We start from the raw sequence: 16,021 nt of genomic DNA on the forward strand, positions 1-16,021 counted from the left end.
CGAAGCTTGGACATCCCCGCGCTTCGGACCCACCCCGATGGAACTGCATATCCGCCTCGAAGGCCGCAAAGGCCTTGCCGACCAGCTGTACCAGCAACTGCGTGCCGGCATCGACAGCGGCCACCTGGCCGCCGGCACGCAGCTGCCGCCCACGCGCCTGCTGGCCGAGCAACTGGGCGTCTCGCGCAAGACCGTGGCCGAAGCCTATTCACGGCTGACCTACGACAACCTGCTCAGCGGCGTGGTTGGCCGCGGCACCTTCATCACCCCGCGCCAGCCCCTGCGCCCGAGCGACGCCGAGGCCGTCCCCCTGGCGGCCGCGGGCTCGCTCGAGCGCTGGCGCCAGCGCGCCACGGTGCTGGGCCGCCGGGCACTGGAGGCGCCGTCGCGCTACGACTTCGTCGGCGGCGCATCGAGCAAGTCGCAGTTCCCCTATGACCAATGGCGCACCTGCATGCAGTACGCCCTGCGCCGCAGCCAGCGCCACAGCGAACGCCACTTCGCCCCCCAAGGGCTGCCCGAACTGCGCGAGGCCATCGCCCACCACATCGCCTTCGCCCGCGGCGTGCATTGCCGCGCCGCCGACGTGATGGTGTGCAATGGCGCCCAGCAGGCCCTGGACCTGATCGCCCGGGTGCTGGTGGAGCCTGGCTGCAAGGTGGCGATGGAAGACCCGGGCTACCCGCCGGCGCGCCAACTGTTCCTGGCCCTGGGCGCCTGCCTGCAGTCGGTGCCGGTGGATGATGAAGGCCTGTGCGTCGAGCAGATCGAGGACGGCACGCAACTGATCTACGTCACCCCGTCGCACCAGTTCCCGCTGGGCATGCCCATGGGCGAACAGCGACGCCAGGCCTTGCTGGCCCGGGCCGCCGAACTGGGCGCGCTGATCATCGAGGACGACTACGACTGCGAGTTCCGCTACCAGGGCCCGGCCGCCGAAGCGTTGCAACGCCTGGACCGGCACGGCCTGGTAGCCTATGTCGGCACCTTCTCCAAGACCCTGCTGCCTGAGCTGCGCCTGGGCTATGCCGTGCTGCCGCCCGCCGTGCTGCAGGCCGCCTGCGTGGCCAAGCACCTCACCGACTGGCACAGCCCGAGCCTGCAGCAGTGGGCCCTGGCCCGGTTCATCGGCGAGGGCCACCTGAACAAGCACATCCGCCGCTGCCACGAGATCTACAGCGCCCGCCGCGAACGCATCCTCGCCCGCCTGGGCGACGACCTGGCGCCGTGGTTCAGCGCGGTGCCGGCCAGCGCCGGCTTCCATTTGAGCGCCCTGGCCAGCCCAGGCGTGGACGTCGAACTGCTGGTCAACCTGGCGCGCAAGGTGGAAGTGGGGATCTACTCGCTGGCCCCGTTCTTCAGCGAAGCCCCGGTGCGCCCGGGGCTGCTGCTGGGCTTTGGCGCCATCGAGCTGCTGGATATCGACCCGGCGCTGGACCGGGTGCGCGACACCTTGCAGCGCCTCAGTTGACCGCTGTCACCGCGCCCGCCCCTTCAGCGCGAGCGATGGCCCTGGCGTAACCACGCGGGGCGAAGCACGCGGTCACCAGCAGCATGGCCAGCACGGTGCAGGTGAGCAGGGTCCAGGATGCCTGGAAGTCGCCACTGACCTCCCGCAGCCAGCCGGTGATGTAAGGCACGATGCCGGTGATGATGAAGCCCACGCCTTGCACGAACGCCGCCAGGCTGCCGGCCTCGGCCGGGGTGCGCAGGTGCTCCAGGGTCAGCGTGAGGCTAAGGCTGAAGCACGCCCCCAGGCCCAGGCCGATCATCGCCACCCACAGGCCCATGGCGCTGGCCGGCGCCAGCAGCAGCCCCAGGAAACCACCCAGCTGGATCGCCAGCGCCAGCCACAGCCCGGGCCGGCGATCGACCTGGCGGCGCAACAGCAAAGGCAAACCGAGCGCGCCGACGACCTGGAAAATGGTCATCAATCCCACCAGTTCACCGCCGCCCTGGGCCGTGCCGCCATGCTCCAGGTGATAGGCCGGCAACCAGGCCACCATGCTGGTGTAGCCGCCATTGATCAGGCCGAAGTACAACGCCAGCAACCAGGCGCGGCGGTTGCCGAACCAATACCCACCATCAGCACCGGCCTGCGAGGGAACCTCCTGGCGCGGTCGCAGGGCGATCCAGGCCAGCAATGCCAGCACGGCAGGCAACGCCCAGATGCCCAGACCGACCTGCCAGTGCCCGAAATACGCACTGACCCCAGGGCCAAGCACTGCCGCCAGGCCGCCGCCGCTCATCAGTGCGGCCGAATACAGCCCCATGGTCGTCGCCAGGCGGGTGGGGAACCAACGGTTCACCAGGCCCGGCATCATGCCCTGCACCACCGCCACCCCTAGCCCGGCGACCACCGCGCTGGCGATCAGCGCCCAGGCGCTGTCCAGCTGCAGGCGCCACAGGCAGGCGACAGCGATGGCCGCAAGGCCCGCGAGCATGCCACCATGCTCGCTCAGCCAACGCCGCAGCCAGGGTTGCAGCAAGGGCACCAAGCCCATGCACAGCACCGGCAGCGCAGTCAGCAGGGCCGCTTGCTGGTAATCCAGGCCGGTACCCTGGCGCATGGGCTCGAGCAACGGGCCGATGCTGGTGAGGATCGGCCGCAGGTTCAGCGCCAGCAGCATCACCAGCACCAGGTTCAGTACCGCCCTCATGCCTGGCCTGCCTGTTTCCACTCAAGGTACAGGTCGGCTTCGCCTGCCGGCTTGAGTGGCCGCAGCGGCAGGCTCTGTTGCTGTGGCGGGCGCGCCATCTGCGCGTAGATCGCGGCGGTGGACAGCCCATAGGGCTCGCCTTCCTCGTTGTCGTAGGCGAACCAGGCGCGCTCGATGCCGCACAGGTGCATCGCCGCCAGGCACATCGGGCACGGGTGGCCGCTGGCGTAGATTTCAGCGCCGTCCAGGCGCGCCCGCCCCAGCACCTGGGACGCCTGGCGGATGGCCTGCATCTCGGCGTGGCGGGTCGGGTCCTGGGTGCTGTGGATCTCGTTGACGGCGCGGGCGATCACCTGGCCTTGATGCACCAGCACAGCGCCGAAGGGGCGGCCGCCGGCCTGGATATTGGCACGGGCCAGGTCGAGGGCCTCGCGCATGTAGGTTTCTGCGGACATGAATCGGTTCTCCGGTAAAGACCCGGGCATTATCCCGGCTGCGGCGCGCGGGCTGAAATGAAGAGATTGGATGCAGGTCAGTGGCCACCTGAATGTGCGCATTGGCCTCCTGGCAAAGCGCGGGATTGGCTATTCGGCGGTGCCAGCGGTGGCGCTAAGGTAGCGCCATCCCCACTCACTTGGAGAGACACCATGCACGACCGTATCGAATGGGCCAAGCACGCCCCAGAAGCCTACAAAGCCATGGTCGGCCTCGAACAGGCGCTGATCAATTCGGGCCTGGAGCACTCGCTGCTCGAACTGGTGCGCTTGCGCGCCTCGCAGATCAACGGCTGCGCCTACTGCGTCAACCTGCACGCCAACGATGCGCGCAAGGCCGGCGAGACCGAAGCCCGCCTGCAAACCCTGAGCGTGTGGCGGGAGACCCGCTACTTCACTCCACGCGAGCGTGCCGCGCTGGCCTGGCTGGAAAGCCTGACCCGCCTGCCCGAACGTGGCGCGCCGCAGCCTGAGTACGAGGCATTGCTGGAGCATTTCGAGCACAAGGAAGTGGTCAACCTGACCCTGGCCATCGCCACGATCAATGCCTGGAACCGCTTTGGCGTGGGCTTTGCGATGGTTCCAGCCTGAGCCACAGCCTCTGTAGGGGCGGCTTCAGCCGCGATCACCCGCAAAGCGGGTGCCAGGCATCGCGTTGCCTGCATCGCGGCTAAAGCCGCCCCTACAGGAACGGGTCAGGCCGGTTTGAGCTTCGCCCGGTAGCTGCCCGGGCTTTGCCCAGTCCATTTCTTGAACGCCCGGTGGAACGCGCTGGGTTCCTGGAACCCGGTCTGCTCGGCGATCTCGGCGATGCTCAAACTGCCTTCGCGCAGCAGCTCGAAGGCCATGGCCCGGCGCACCTCGTCCTTGATCTGCTGGTACGAGCGCCCTTCCCTTTCCAACTGCCGACGAAAGCTGCTGGCGCTGAGCCGTTGCCGCTCGGCCATGGCGTCGAGTGTCGGCCACTGCCCGTAATGCCGGGCACGCAAGTGGCGATAGACCTCGGCGACCAGGCCGTTCTGGTTGCGAAAACGGATCACCAACCCTTGGGGCGCGCTGCGCAGGAAGGTCTTCAGGGCCGCCAGGTCCTGCATCACCGGCAGCCGCAGCCAGGCGCTGTCGAACTCCACCTCGGTGCGACCACTGCCCAGGCGCAGGTCCGGCCCCCACAGCAAGGCATCGTCGTCCTGGGCCGGCCGGGCCAGGGCGAGTTCGGTGCGGTCGATGGCGATACGCCGCCCGGCCAGCCAGCACAACAGGCCCACCACCAGTACCAGGAAGGTCTCCTCGGCGTAGCTGCGCGTCAGTGGGTCGTCGATGCTCGCGTGCACGCTGATCACCGCACGCGCCCCTCGCACCGTGAGCGTGCCCTGCAGGTCGCGCAGGAACAGGGCGAAATTGCCCAGGCACTGGCGCAGGGCTTTCTCCAGGTTCGGTTCCTGGATCAACCCGCGACAGATCAGGGCGAAGCTGCCCAGGGGCATGCCGTGGCTGTCGAGGCGGAAGAACTCGTCGTGCAACTCATCGATCAGCGCCAGCCACAACTGGGCGAAGGCCTTGGCCGGCACCCGCGCCTGGGGCTGCGCCAGCACCGCCGGGTCGATGCCCACCGCCCGCAGGTGGGCGTCGCGCGCCTGCGGGCGGTCGCGCAGGGCGTGGACCATGGCATTGAGGAAGTACACCGCGACCGAATCGCTATCGCGCATGGCAGGCATCCGCTGTCTATGCTGAGTGGCAAAAAATGCCAGGTTGACTGAACAGATCCGGCATAGGCCGCCCAACGGCCTTTGCCTAGACTCGATCCACCCCGGGGTTCTGGGCCGCCATTCTCGCAGAGCCGCCCCCACCCCGCCACGCCTTCGCAAACGGAGCCAGCATGAGCAGCACAGAAATCTACGTCGTCAGCGCGGTACGTTCGGCCATCGGCAGCTTTGGCGGTTCGCTCAAGGAGCTGCCCCTGGCCGACCTCGCCACCCAGGTGAGCCGCGCCGCCATCGAGCGCTCGGGCGTGACCGCCGAGCAGATCGGCCATGTGGTGATGGGCACCGTGATCCCCACCGAGCCCCGCGACGCCTACCTGGGCCGGGTCGCCTCGATGAACGCCGGGGTACCCAAGGAAGTCCCGGCCTTCAACGTCAACCGCCTGTGCGGTTCGGGCCTGCAGGCCATCGTCTCGGCCGCCCAGGGCCTGCTGCTGGGCGACAGCGACATCGCCCTGGCCGCCGGCGCCGAGAACATGAGCCGCAGCCCGTACCTGCTGCCCCAGGCCCGCTGGGGCGCGCGCATGGGTGACCTGCAAGGCGTCGACTACCTGGTTGGCGTGCTGCAGGATCCGTTCGAGCACTTCCACATGGGCATCACCGCCGAAAACGTCGCTGCCGCCGAAGGCATCACCCGCGAGATGCAGGACGAAGTCGCGCTGACCAGCCAGCGCCGCGCCGCCCGTGCCATCGCCGAAGGCCGTTTCGCCGGGCAGATCGTGCCGATCGAGATCAAGACCCGCAAAGGCCCCGTGCAATTCGCCGTCGACGAGAACGTGCGCGGCGAGGTGACCGCCGAGCAACTGGCCGGAATGAAGCCGGTGTTCAAGAAGGACGGCAGCGTCACCGCCGGCAACGCCAGCAGCATCAACGACGGCGCCGCCGGCCTGGTACTGGCCACAGGCGACGCCGTGCGCCGCCTGGGCCTCAAGCCCTTGGCGCGCCTGGTGGCCTACGCCCATGCGGGCGTGGAGCCTGAGCTGATGGGCCTGGGCCCGATCCCGGCCACGCAAAAAGTGCTACAGAAGGCCGGCCTGAAAGTGTCGGACCTCGACGTGATCGAGTCGAACGAAGCCTTCGCCTCCCAGGCCTGCGCCGTGTCCCGCGCCCTGGGCTTCGACCCGGAGAAGGTCAACCCCAACGGCTCGGGCATTTCCCTGGGCCACCCGGTGGGTGCCACCGGCGCGATCATCGCCACCAAGGCGATCCATGAACTGCAGCGTGTCCAGGGCCGTTACGCACTGGCCACCATGTGCATCGGTGGCGGCCAAGGTATCGCCATCGTCTTCGAACGCGTGTGACAGGAGCCAGCAACGTGAGCATTGAACAGATCGCCGTGATCGGCGCCGGGACCATGGGCAACGGCATCGCCCAGGTGTGCGCGCTGGCGGGCTACCAGGTGTTGCTGGTGGACGTTTCCGACGCCGCGCTGGAGCGTGGCGTGGCCACGCTTGGGAAGAACCTCGAGCGCCAGGTCAGCAAGGGCACCGTCGAGGCCGACAAGGCCGCGGCAGCCAAGGCGCGTATCCGCACCAGCACCGACTACACCCAGCTCGCCGGCGCGCAACTGGTGATCGAGGCGGCCACCGAGAACCTGCCGCTCAAGCAGCGGATTCTCCAGCAGGTGGCGGCCAATGTCAGTGCCGAGTGCCTGATCGCTACCAACACCTCGTCGCTGTCGGTCACTCAGCTGGCGGCGAGCATCGAGCACCCGGAGCGGTTCATCGGCGTGCACTTCTTCAACCCGGTGCCGATGATGGCGCTGGTGGAGATCATCCGTGGCCTGCAGACCAGCGACGCCACCTATGCCCAGGCGCTGCTGGTCACCGAAAAGCTCGGCAAGAGCCCGATCACCGCGGGCAACCGCCCGGGTTTCGTGGTCAACCGTATCCTGGTGCCGATGATCAACGAGGCGATCTTCGTGCGCCAGGAGGGTCTGGCCAGCGCCGAGGACATCGATACCGGCATGCGCCTGGGCTGCAACCAGCCGATCGGCCCGCTGGCGCTGGCCGACCTGGTCGGCCTGGACACCCTGCTGGCGATCATGGAGGCCTTCCACGAGGGCTTCAACGACAGCAAGTACCGCCCCGCCCCGCTGCTCAAGGAGATGGTTGCGGCCGGCTACCTGGGGCGCAAGAGCGGCCGCGGCTTCTTCACCTACTGAGGCGCCCACGCTATGCCCCCGGTCAATGCGGCGATGCGCTGCGCCAACTTTGAGGAGCGTCGTGACAAGGCGATGGCGCTGTTCGCCGAGAAAGGCTTCGGCCAGGTCAGCATGCGTGAGCTGGCGGCGCACGTCGGCTTGACCGTGGGGTCGCTGTATCACCACTTCCCGAGCAAGCAGGACCTGCTGTACGACCTGATCGAGGAGTTGTACGAGGAGCTGCAGGCGACCCTCGACCAGGGGCGGCGGGCGTTGGCTCGGGGCAAACCGGTGTTGGGCTGCCTGATCAGCGCGCACTGGCAGTTGCATGGGGAACGACCGTTGCAGTTTCGCCTGGCGGAGCGGGATTTCTGCTGTTTGAGCGAGGTGCAGCAGGCGCGGCTGGTCGGGCTGCGGGAGCGCTATGAAGCCGGGCTGCTGCGGTTGATTGCGCCACAGGCGCGGTTGGCCGGGGATACGCTCGTGGCGACCGGGCATGTGTTGGCGACGTTGTTGAACCAGTTGCCTGGGATGTTGCGGGGGAAAGGGCTGGGCGAAGCTGAAGGGGTTGGGTTGATGGAGAGTCTGGTGGTGGGGGCTGTGGAGCGGACGTTGGGGTAGGCTGGCACAAGTCGAAAATTTTTCAGCGCTCTGACGATCGAGCGCCGCCCGCGCGGCGCATCGCGGATGAATCCGCTCCTACATTCGTTGCAACGTGGCCATGGGGACTGTCAGATTTTTTGTGTGCGGGCCGGTAACGGCCTGCCGTCAGGCAGGCCCTGATTCTCACCAGGTCGGCCTGATGAACCGATCTCCGTACAGAATCGCAAATTGATTCATCGCGCTTTTCCAATCATGGGCCGGTTTTCCCCAATTGGCTGTTATGTTGCGCAATCCCAGCCAAATCAGTTTGGTCGCTGCGTCATCATTCGGGAAATGCCCGCGAGTCTTGATGACCTTGCGTAGCTGGGCGTTGATGCTCTCGATGGCGTTGGTGGTGTAAATCACCTTTCTGATGGCCGGTGGGAAGACGAAAAATGGAATCACTCGATCCCAGGCGCGTCTCCAGGCAGCCACCACCGTTGGATATTTCTCGCCCCACGGCCCGTTCTCAAACTCATCGAGTGCTTGCTCAGCCGCTTCAGCATTAATGGCTTGGTAAATCGGCTTCAGCTCCTTGGCCAGAGCCCGCCGCTTGTCCCAGGCCGCGAAGTCGAGGCTGTTGCGGATCAGGTGCACGATGCACGTTTGCAACGTCGTCTCTGGAAACACGGCACTGAGAGCCTCTGGCATACCTTTGAGGCCATCGGTCACGGCAATCAGCACATCTTCGACACCGCGCGTCTTGAGATCGTTAAAGACCTTCATCCAAAACTTCGCGCCCTCGGTGTTCTCGATCCAGATGCCCAGGATATCCCGCGTCCCGTCGGGGAGGACGCCCAGGGCCAGGTAAATGGCCTTGTTGCGCACCAGGCCCTCTTCGCGGATCTTCACCCGCAGTGCATCGAAGAAAATGACCGGGTACATCGGCTCCAGTGGCCGCTGTTGCCACGCGCCAATCTCGTCCATGACCTCGTCTGTCACAGAGCTGATGAAGTCGGGTGAGACCTCTGTTCCATACTGCTCGGACAAAAAGGCTCGGATCTCTCTGACCGTCATTCCACGGGCGTACATGGCGATGATCTTGTCATCGAAACCGGTGTACCGCCGCTCGTGCTTGGGGATCAGAATGGGCGAAAAACTGCCGTCTCGATCGCGAGGAATTTCCAGCCGCAGTGGGCCATCCCCCGTTAAAACCGTCTTGCCACTCTTGCCGTTACGCTGGTTGGTTTCATCCTCTGGGCGCTGCGCGCCCGGCGGATAGCCCAGGTGGTGGCCAAGCTCGGCATGCAGAGCGCGTTCGATCAGGGCCTTCTTGAACGCCGCAGAGGCATCCTCGATAGCTTCTGCGGTCATCAGGCCCTCACCGAACTGCTCCAGCAGCTCTTTGGGGATTTTGGGCAGGTCACGCAAGGGTTTCTTTTTGGTTGGCATACATGCACCTCTTACTCATGTTATGCCCGAACACAAAATTTCTGACACCCTCTGGCCATGACCGATAGGCCATGCCCCGCCCGGCTCACGCCATGCGCCAAGGCTGGCAACCATGGCCCCACAGGTGCGGTACGTTGCAACAGATGTAGGAGCGGATTCATCCGCGATGCGCCGCGCGGGCGGCGCTCGATCCCATAGGCGCTGCAACGCTAACGTCGAACACCTTGAAAGGCCTGGCCGTAAGGGCGCAAAGGTGAATCAGCGTCTACATAGCAAACGGATATGCCCACAACTCAAAAAACCAACCAACACCACAATTCACGAAACCACACCCTACCGCAACAACCCCTGAATCTCCTCCCGCAACGTATCCAGATCAAACGGCTTGGCCAGAATCGGCGCCCGCCGCGCAATCGGGCTCCCTGATTCAAGAATCTCCGCCGGATACCCACTGATGAAAATCACCTTCAAATCAGGCCTCAACTTCACCGCCGGCTCGGCAATCTCGACCCCCGATATCCCCCCAGGCAAACGAAAATCGGTCACCATCAGGTCCAGGTGCGGCTTGCTCGCCAGGATCGCAAACGCCTGCTCGCCATCCTCGGCCACCAGCACGTGATACCCCTCGCCCGCCAGGTAATCCCGCAGGATCATGCGAATCGCCGGCTCATCCTCGACCACCAGCACCACATCTTGCGCATCTTCACTCATGACAACGCCTTCGAATTCAGCACGATAGACTTCAGACCCCAACCCTACGCAGAGGTTGCCTGCGTCTGGTCGCTGTGGCACTGCACCGCCGGCAGCGGCAGATAGACACTGAACGTTGCCCCGTGCCCCTCCTCGCTATCGACCTGGATCCGCCCGCCATGGGCCAGCACGATCTGCTCGGAGATATACAGCCCCAGCCCCAACCCGCCAGTGGCCTGCTGCGCCGCCACCCGCTCGAACTGCTGGAAGATCCGCTGCTGGTGCTGCGCACTGATACCGATGCCCGCATCCTGCACCTGCACACAGGCCATCGCACCCTCTTCGTACACCCGCACCCGCACCGGCTTGCGCTCGCCATAGCGCAGGGCATTGGACAGCAGGTTGGCCAGCACCTGCTCGATACGGAACTCGTCCCACTCCCCCTGCAAAGCCTGGCAACGTTCCAGCTCGATATGCGTCTCCAGGGCCCCGGCCTGTGCGGCGAAATTCTCGACCAACCCCTGCACCAGTTGCCCAAGATCGAAAGCCTTGGGCCGGATCGACAGCTTGCCGGTGCGGATCCGCGACACGTCGAGCATGTCCTCCACCAAGCGGATCAGGCTGTTGATCTGCCGCTCGTCGCGCTCGACCATCGCCGCGAGCTTCTCCTCGCTGAACGCCCCCAGGTTGCCCCGGGCCAGGTGCATGCGCCGCAGCTGGGTCTCGAGGATCAGGCCATTGAGCGGTGTGCGCACCTCGTGGGAGACGATCGACATGAAGTCATCGCGCATGCGCACCGCCCGCTCCAGCTCGCCACGCGCCACCTGCAACTGCGCCAGCAACTGCGCCTGTTCCTCACGGCTGCGCTCCAGCGCCTGGAGCTGGCGGTCGAGGGCCTTGCGCTGGCGGAACAGGTCGACGAACACCGAGACCTTGCTCTTCACCGCCAGGGTGTCCAAAGGCTTGTGCAGGAAGTCCACCGCCCCGCTCTCGTACCCCTTGAAGGCGTAGTTCATCTCGCGCCCGGCGGCGCTGACGAAAACGATAGGGATGCTGCGGGTCTTTTCCATGCCGCGCATCAGCTCGGCCAGTTCGAAACCGTTCATGCCCGGCATCTGCACGTCGAGTATCGCCAGGGCGAACTCATGCTCTAGCAGCAGCGACAATGCCTGCTCGGCAGACTGGGCCTGGTGCACCTCGCGGTCCGCGCCCTGGATCAGGGCGTCGAGGGCCAGCAGGTTCTCCGGCAGGTCGTCGACGATCAGCAGTTTCGCGGTGATATGGCTTAGCATGCGCTGGGTTCCAGGGTCGCGAGCAACTGCCCGATACCATTCAGGGAAAGTATATGGTCGGGCTGCTGCAGGGCCAGGGCGGCCTCCGGCATCAGCGCGACCTGTGCGTCGCGGGGGTCCTGGACCACGGTCCGGCCACCGCTTTGTCTGATACGTAAAAGCCCCTGGGCACCATCTTCGTTGGCCCCGGTGAGCAGCACGCCGAGCAGGTCCGGGCCGTAGGCGTCCGCCGCCGACTCGAACAAGTAGTCGATCGCCGGTCGCGAGAAATGCACCGGCTCCTCCTGGCTCAGCGACAGGGTGAAATCACGCTCCACCGACAGGTGATAGCCCGGCCCGGCCACATAGACCAAGCCGGCCTCGATGCAGGCCTTGTCGGCGGCTTCGCGCACAGGCCGGCGCAGGCGCCGCTGCAGCACCTCCGCCAACTGACTGTGGCGGTCGTCCGGCAGGTGCAGCACGCACAACACCGGGATGGCGAAGCTGTCCGGCAACGCGCCGAGCACGCTGAACAATGCAGTGACGCCGCCCGCCGAGGCGCCAATGACCACCGCGCGCACACCTGTCATGACTTGCGATAGATCCGTTCGGGCCGCACCAGCGGCTCGAAGCGTTCGCCATAGGCGGAGAAGTCCACCGACTCCTTGCTGCCCAGCACCAGGAAACCACGATGGCACAGCGAGTCGTGGAACAGCCCGAGGGCACGGTCCTGCAGGCCCTTGTTGAAATAGATCAGCACATTGCGGCACGACACCAATTGGGTCTCGGAGAACACGCTGTCGGTGGCCAGGCTGTGGTCGGCGAAGGTCACGTTGTCGCGCAGGCTGCTGTCCATGATGGCGTTGCCATAGGCGGCGGTGTAGTACTCGGAAAAGTCCCGGCGCCCGCCCGCCTTGCGGTAGTTCTGTGCGTACTCGTGCATGCTCTGCATCGAGTAGATGCCCTGCTTGGCACGCTCCAGCGAATGCGGGTTGATGTCGGTGGCGTAGATGATCGTGCGTTCCAGCAGCCCTTCCTCGCGCAGCAGGATGGCCATCGAGTACACCTCCTCGCCCGTGCTGCACCCGGCGATCCAGAGTTTCAGCGACGGCCAGGTGCGCAACAGCGGCACCACTTCTTGGCGCAGGGCGAGAAAATGCCCCGGGTCGCGGAACATCTCGCTGACCGGGATCGTCAGGTACTGCAGCAGCTCCATGAACATGCCGGGGTCGTGCAGCACCCGTTCCTGCAGCGCCGACACCGTGCGGCAGTCGAACTGGCGCACGGCATGGAGGATCCGACGCTTGATCGAAGCGCCGGAATAATCGCGAAAATCGTAGCTGTACTTGAGGTAGATCGCCTCGATCAGCAGCCGGATCTCGATATCGGTGTTGCGTTCACTGGTCAAGATTTCAGATTCGCTCCAATTGCGGCAGCCAGACCCGGATCAGCGAGAACAGGCGGTCCAGGTCGATCGGTTTGGCCAGGTAATCATTGGCGCCGGCCTGCAGGCAACGCTGCTGGTCGTCCTTCATCGCCTTGGCGGTCACGGCGATGATCGGCAGCTTGCGCCAGCGCGGCTGCTGGCGGATCAGCCGGGTGGCTTCGTAGCCGTCCATCTCCGGCATCATCACGTCCATCAGCACCAGGTCGATGTCGTCGTTGGCCTCCAGGCACTCCAGCGCCTCGCGGCCGTTGCGACCGATCTCGACAATGGCGCCCTTGTGCTCCAGGGCGCTGGTGAGGGCGAAGATGTTGCGCACGTCGTCGTCCACCAGCAGGATCTTGCGCCCTTCGAACACCTTGTCGCGGCTGCGCGCGGTCTTGAGCATGCGCTGGCGTTCGTTGGACAGCTGCGACTCGACCTTGTGCAGGAACAGCGTGACCTCGTCGAGCAGGCGCTCCGGCGAGCGCGCGCCCTTGATGATGATCGAGCGCGAGTACTTGAGCAGGTCGGCCTCCTCCTCGCGGGTGAGGTTGCGCCCGGTGTAGACGATCACCGGCGGGAAGCTGCGGATATCCTCGGCGCTCATGCGCTTGAGCAGCTCGTTGCCCAGCATGTCGGGCAGCTTGAGGTCGATGATCATGCAGTCGTAGATGTTCTCGCGCAGCAGCGCCAGGGCGTCCTGGGCCATGGCCACGGCGGTGATCTCGACATCGTCGTCGCCGATCAGGCGGGCGATGCTGTCGCGCTGCAGGTCATCGTCCTCCACCAGCAGGATGTGCTTGAGCTTCTGCGTCAGCTTCGCCTCCAGGCGGGCGAATACCGCCTTGAGCTCCTCGCGGCTGGTGGGTTTGACCGCGTAGCCCACCGCGCCCATGTGCATGGCCGCCTCGACACGGTCTTCCACCGAAATGATGTGCACCGGGATATGCCGGGTGCTGGCCTGCTCCTTGAGACGCTGCAGCACCGTGAGCCCGGAATGGTCGGGCAGGCGCATGTCCAGCAGGATCGCGTCGGGCATGTACTGGGCGGCCAGTTCGAAGCCCTCGTCGGCGGCCTGGGCCACCAGGCAGCTGTAGCCCAGCTCGTGGGCCAGGTCGTAGAGGATGCGGGCGAAGTTCGGCTCGTCCTCGATCACCAGGATGCAGCGATTGCCGAACGGCGCGCGCGCGCGGTCGTCGGCGAAGGCCGGGGCCGGGCGCTCGCTCCTGGCCGGAGCCGGAGCCGGAGCCTGGGGCGCTGGCGGCAACGCATCGACCGTCGAGCGCAGGCTGTGGACCTCGTTGCTGTGCTCCACGCTCGGTTCGAAATGCACCGGCAGGATCAGGCTGAACACGCTGCCCTGCCCCGGGCTGCTGTCGACGCTGATCTGGCCACCGAGCAAGTGCGCCAGGTCGCGGGAGATCGACAAGCCAAGGCCGGTGCCGCCGTACTTGCGGTTGCTGGTGCCATCGACCTGGTGGAAGGCACCGAAGATCGCCTGCTGCTGGTCGGCGGCAATTCCGATACCGGTGTCGCGCACGGCGAAGACGATACCCAACCCCGCCTGGTGGCTGATACCCAGGCTCACCTTGCCGCGCTCGGTGAACTTGATGGCGTTGGACAGCAGGTTCTTCAGTACCTGCTCCAGGCGCTGGCGGTCGGTGTGCACCGCCGGTGGCAGTGGCGCCTCGAGGCGCACCTCGAAGTCCAGGCCTTTGTCCTGGGCCAGGGGCTGGAACATGGCCTGCAGGCCTTCGGCCAGGCGCTCCAGCGAGGTGTTCTCGGGGCGCACCTCGAGCTTGCCGGCCTCGACCTTGGCGATGTCGAGGATATCGTTGATCAAGTTGAGCAGGTCGTTGCCGGCCGAATAGATCGACTCGGCGAACTTGACCTGGTCCTCGCTGAGGTTGCCCTCGGCGTTCTCGGACAGCAGCTTGGCCAGGATCAGCGAGCTGTTGAGTGGCGTGCGCAGTTCGTGGGACATGTTGGCGAGGAATTCGGACTTGTACTTGCTCGAACGTTGCAGGTCGTCGGCGCGGGCCTGCAGCTCGACCTGGGCCTGGTTCAGCTCGCCGTTCTTGCGGTCCAGGGCCTCGGTGCGCTCGGCCAGTTGCTCGTTGGTCTGCTCCAGTTCCGCCTGTTGCGTCTCCAGGTGCGCCTGGGACTCCTTGAGCACGCGGGACTGCTCTTCCAGCTCCTCGTTGGCGGTCTTGAGTTCTTCCTGCTGGACCTGCAGCTCTTCATTGAGCTGTTGAGTCTCGGCCAGCACTTCCTGCAAGCGCTGGCGGTAGCGGGCACTTTCGATGGAGATGCCAAGGTTGCCGCCGATGCGCTCCAGCAATTCCAGGTCGCGCTCCTGCAACGGGCGCAGGAAGCCCAGCTCCAGCACACCATTGATCTGCCCGTCGTCCCTGGCCGGCATCAGCACGCCACTGCGCGGCAGGCCGCTGCCCAGGCCGGAGCTGAGCCGGTAGTAATCCTCGGGCAAGTCATCCAGGCGCAACGGGTGCCCCTGGCGCAGGGCCTGGGCCAGCAAGCCGGCGTGCTCGCCCAGCACCTGTTCGCGGGCCTGCTGCTCGGCGTCCAGGCCATAACTGGCCACCCGCACCAGCTTGCCGTGCTCGTCACGCACATACACGGCGCCGACCACGCTGCCGAGGTAGCTGGCGAAGAAGCGCAGGATATTGTCACCGAGCATCGGCAGGGTGAGCTGGCCAAGCACCTGCTCGGCCAGTTGGGTCTGGCCGGCACGCAGCCAGGCCTGGTGCTCCAGGCGCTCGGCCGCGCGCTGCTGGCCCTGCAGGTTGTCGACATAACTGGAGGACAACGCCAGCAGGTCGCGCCGCCCCAGGTAGGCGAGCAAGGCGCTGAGCGCGACGATGAACAGCACGAACGCCGAGATGGCGGTCATCGTGACGCTGCTGACCTTCTCGTTGCGGGCCATGCGCAACTGCTGCTCGGTGCCGATGAAGGCCTCGAATTCCTTGCGGATCTCATCGGTCAGGCGCTTGCCCCGGCCGCGCCCGATCAACCCCTGGTAGTCGCCCTGGCTGCGGCGCAGGCTGATCATCTCGCCACCGAAAGCGTTCCACTCACGCTGCAGGGCGACGATGCGCTCGATGCGGTCGACCTGCTGGGGGTTGTCCGCCACCATCGCCTTCAGGCCCTCGAGGCTGCCGAAGATACGCGGCTTGGCCACCTCGTAGGGGTCGAGGAAGCGCTCCTCGCCCGACAACAGGTAGCCGCGCATGCCGGTTTCCATGTCGATCGACAGCTTGATCGTCTCGTTGGCATTGCCGATCACCCGATCGGTGTGCTCGACCCATTGCATGGCCGAGAGCAGGTAGGTGATCACCGCGACAAAAGCCACGGCACCCAGAAGCCCCACGCCCAGGGGCAGGCCGACATTGCGGCTCAACAACTTGCGAAAGCTGCGTTGGTCCATCGAGGCTGCTTGAATCATCTGAGTGTGCCCGAGCGAGAAAGTCCATTGAACAGTGTGGCGGCGACGTCATGTATGGCTTGCCCTGCGCTACACCGACC

At 65.7% G+C, this 16,021-nt stretch carries 14 protein-coding genes; 5 read left to right on the forward strand and 9 right to left on the reverse strand.

The window, feature by feature from the left end; genetic code table 11:
* Positions 1-37: 37 nt before the first annotated feature.
* Complete coding sequence (locus JYG34_RS15270; RefSeq protein ID WP_213657240.1) at positions 38-1,471, forward strand: PLP-dependent aminotransferase family protein; 1,434 nt, start codon at positions 38-40, stop codon at positions 1,469-1,471.
* Here JYG34_RS15270 and JYG34_RS15275 read toward each other — a convergent pair.
* Both JYG34_RS15275 and JYG34_RS15280 read right to left on the reverse strand, forming a co-directional pair.
* Positions 1,464-2,660: a CynX/NimT family MFS transporter gene (locus tag JYG34_RS15275; RefSeq protein ID WP_213657241.1), complete on the reverse strand. Its 1,197-nt coding sequence runs from the start codon at positions 2,658-2,660 to the stop codon at positions 1,464-1,466. The two genes, JYG34_RS15270 and JYG34_RS15275, sit on opposite strands and share 8 nt — an antisense overlap.
* Positions 2,657-3,115, reverse strand: coding sequence for a nucleoside deaminase (locus JYG34_RS15280; protein WP_213657242.1), 459 nt, complete (start codon positions 3,113-3,115; stop codon positions 2,657-2,659). The genes JYG34_RS15275 and JYG34_RS15280 overlap by 4 nt, the downstream gene beginning before the upstream one ends.
* A gap of 192 nt (positions 3,116-3,307) precedes the next feature.
* Here JYG34_RS15280 and JYG34_RS15285 point away from each other — a divergent pair, with 192 nt between their 5' ends.
* Positions 3,308-3,745, forward strand: coding sequence for a carboxymuconolactone decarboxylase family protein (locus tag JYG34_RS15285; protein WP_213657243.1), 438 nt, complete (start codon positions 3,308-3,310; stop codon positions 3,743-3,745).
* Between the two features lie 104 nt (positions 3,746-3,849).
* Here JYG34_RS15285 and JYG34_RS15290 read toward each other — a convergent pair whose 3' ends face one another.
* A complete protein-coding gene (locus tag JYG34_RS15290; protein ID WP_213657244.1) occupies positions 3,850-4,860 on the reverse strand; it encodes an AraC family transcriptional regulator in 1,011 nt (336 codons plus the stop codon).
* Positions 4,861-5,030: 170 nt separating this feature from the next.
* Here JYG34_RS15290 and JYG34_RS15295 point away from each other — a divergent pair, with 170 nt between their 5' ends.
* Genes JYG34_RS15295 through JYG34_RS15305 form a run of 3 tightly spaced genes read left to right on the forward strand, consistent with a single transcriptional unit; the run spans position 5,031 to position 7,678 of the window.
* Positions 5,031-6,215, forward strand: coding sequence for an acetyl-CoA C-acyltransferase family protein (locus JYG34_RS15295; RefSeq protein WP_213657245.1), 1,185 nt, complete (start codon positions 5,031-5,033; stop codon positions 6,213-6,215).
* A 14-nt stretch (positions 6,216-6,229) separates the two neighbouring features.
* Positions 6,230-7,078 (forward strand): 3-hydroxybutyryl-CoA dehydrogenase, encoded by an 849-nt coding sequence (locus tag JYG34_RS15300; RefSeq protein ID WP_213657246.1) that lies wholly within the window; start codon positions 6,230-6,232, stop codon positions 7,076-7,078.
* A gap of 12 nt (positions 7,079-7,090) precedes the next feature.
* A complete protein-coding gene (locus JYG34_RS15305; RefSeq protein WP_213657247.1) occupies positions 7,091-7,678 on the forward strand; it encodes a TetR/AcrR family transcriptional regulator in 588 nt (195 codons plus the stop codon).
* Between the two features lie 165 nt (positions 7,679-7,843).
* Here JYG34_RS15305 and JYG34_RS15310 read toward each other — a convergent pair whose 3' ends face one another.
* The 6 genes from JYG34_RS15310 to JYG34_RS15335 all read right to left on the reverse strand — a co-directional run bounded on the left by JYG34_RS15310 (position 7,844) and on the right by JYG34_RS15335 (position 15,941).
* A complete protein-coding gene (locus JYG34_RS15310; protein WP_213657248.1) occupies positions 7,844-9,091 on the reverse strand; it encodes an IS256 family transposase in 1,248 nt (415 codons plus the stop codon).
* Positions 9,092-9,424: 333 nt separating this feature from the next.
* The gene (locus JYG34_RS15315; RefSeq protein ID WP_213657249.1) at positions 9,425-9,802 is read right to left on the reverse strand and encodes a response regulator; all 378 of its coding nucleotides are present in this window, start codon (positions 9,800-9,802) and stop codon (positions 9,425-9,427) included.
* Between the two features lie 44 nt (positions 9,803-9,846).
* Positions 9,847-11,073, reverse strand: a complete 1,227-nt coding sequence (locus JYG34_RS15320; RefSeq protein ID WP_213657250.1) for a hybrid sensor histidine kinase/response regulator — start codon at positions 11,071-11,073, stop codon at positions 9,847-9,849.
* Entirely contained in the window at positions 11,067-11,642 is a 576-nt protein-coding gene (locus JYG34_RS15325) for a chemotaxis protein CheB (protein ID WP_213657251.1), read from the reverse strand. Before JYG34_RS15325 ends, JYG34_RS15320 begins: the two co-directional genes overlap by 7 nt.
* Positions 11,639-12,460, reverse strand: coding sequence for a CheR family methyltransferase (locus tag JYG34_RS15330; RefSeq protein ID WP_213657252.1), 822 nt, complete (start codon positions 12,458-12,460; stop codon positions 11,639-11,641). The genes JYG34_RS15325 and JYG34_RS15330 overlap by 4 nt, the downstream gene beginning before the upstream one ends.
* A gap of 4 nt (positions 12,461-12,464) precedes the next feature.
* Positions 12,465-15,941, reverse strand: a complete 3,477-nt coding sequence (locus tag JYG34_RS15335) for a response regulator (protein ID WP_213657253.1) — start codon at positions 15,939-15,941, stop codon at positions 12,465-12,467.
* Positions 15,942-16,021 lie beyond the last annotated feature (80 nt).

The sequence above is a fragment of the Pseudomonas entomophila genome (assembly GCF_018417595.1).
Classification (GTDB): domain Bacteria; phylum Pseudomonadota; class Gammaproteobacteria; order Pseudomonadales; family Pseudomonadaceae; genus Aquipseudomonas; species Aquipseudomonas entomophila_C.

Coding starts and splice junctions, on each gene's coding strand:
- JYG34_RS15320 (WP_213657250.1), bottom strand. CDS start 11,073: ATGCTAAGCCATATCACCGCGAAACTGCTGATCGTCGACGACCTGCCG.
- JYG34_RS15295 (WP_213657245.1), top strand. CDS start 5,031: ATGAGCAGCACAGAAATCTACGTCGTCAGCGCGGTACGTTCGGCCATC.
- JYG34_RS15335 (WP_213657253.1), bottom strand. CDS start 15,941: ATGATTCAAGCAGCCTCGATGGACCAACGCAGCTTTCGCAAGTTGTTG.
- JYG34_RS15270 (WP_213657240.1), top strand. CDS start 38: ATGGAACTGCATATCCGCCTCGAAGGCCGCAAAGGCCTTGCCGACCAG.
- JYG34_RS15285 (WP_213657243.1), top strand. CDS start 3,308: ATGCACGACCGTATCGAATGGGCCAAGCACGCCCCAGAAGCCTACAAA.
- JYG34_RS15310 (WP_213657248.1), bottom strand. CDS start 9,091: ATGCCAACCAAAAAGAAACCCTTGCGTGACCTGCCCAAAATCCCCAAA.
- JYG34_RS15305 (WP_213657247.1), top strand. CDS start 7,091: ATGCCCCCGGTCAATGCGGCGATGCGCTGCGCCAACTTTGAGGAGCGT.
- JYG34_RS15315 (WP_213657249.1), bottom strand. CDS start 9,802: ATGAGTGAAGATGCGCAAGATGTGGTGCTGGTGGTCGAGGATGAGCCG.
- JYG34_RS15275 (WP_213657241.1), bottom strand. CDS start 2,660: ATGAGGGCGGTACTGAACCTGGTGCTGGTGATGCTGCTGGCGCTGAAC.
- JYG34_RS15290 (WP_213657244.1), bottom strand. CDS start 4,860: ATGCGCGATAGCGATTCGGTCGCGGTGTACTTCCTCAATGCCATGGTC.
- JYG34_RS15280 (WP_213657242.1), bottom strand. CDS start 3,115: ATGTCCGCAGAAACCTACATGCGCGAGGCCCTCGACCTGGCCCGTGCC.
- JYG34_RS15325 (WP_213657251.1), bottom strand. CDS start 11,642: ATGACAGGTGTGCGCGCGGTGGTCATTGGCGCCTCGGCGGGCGGCGTC.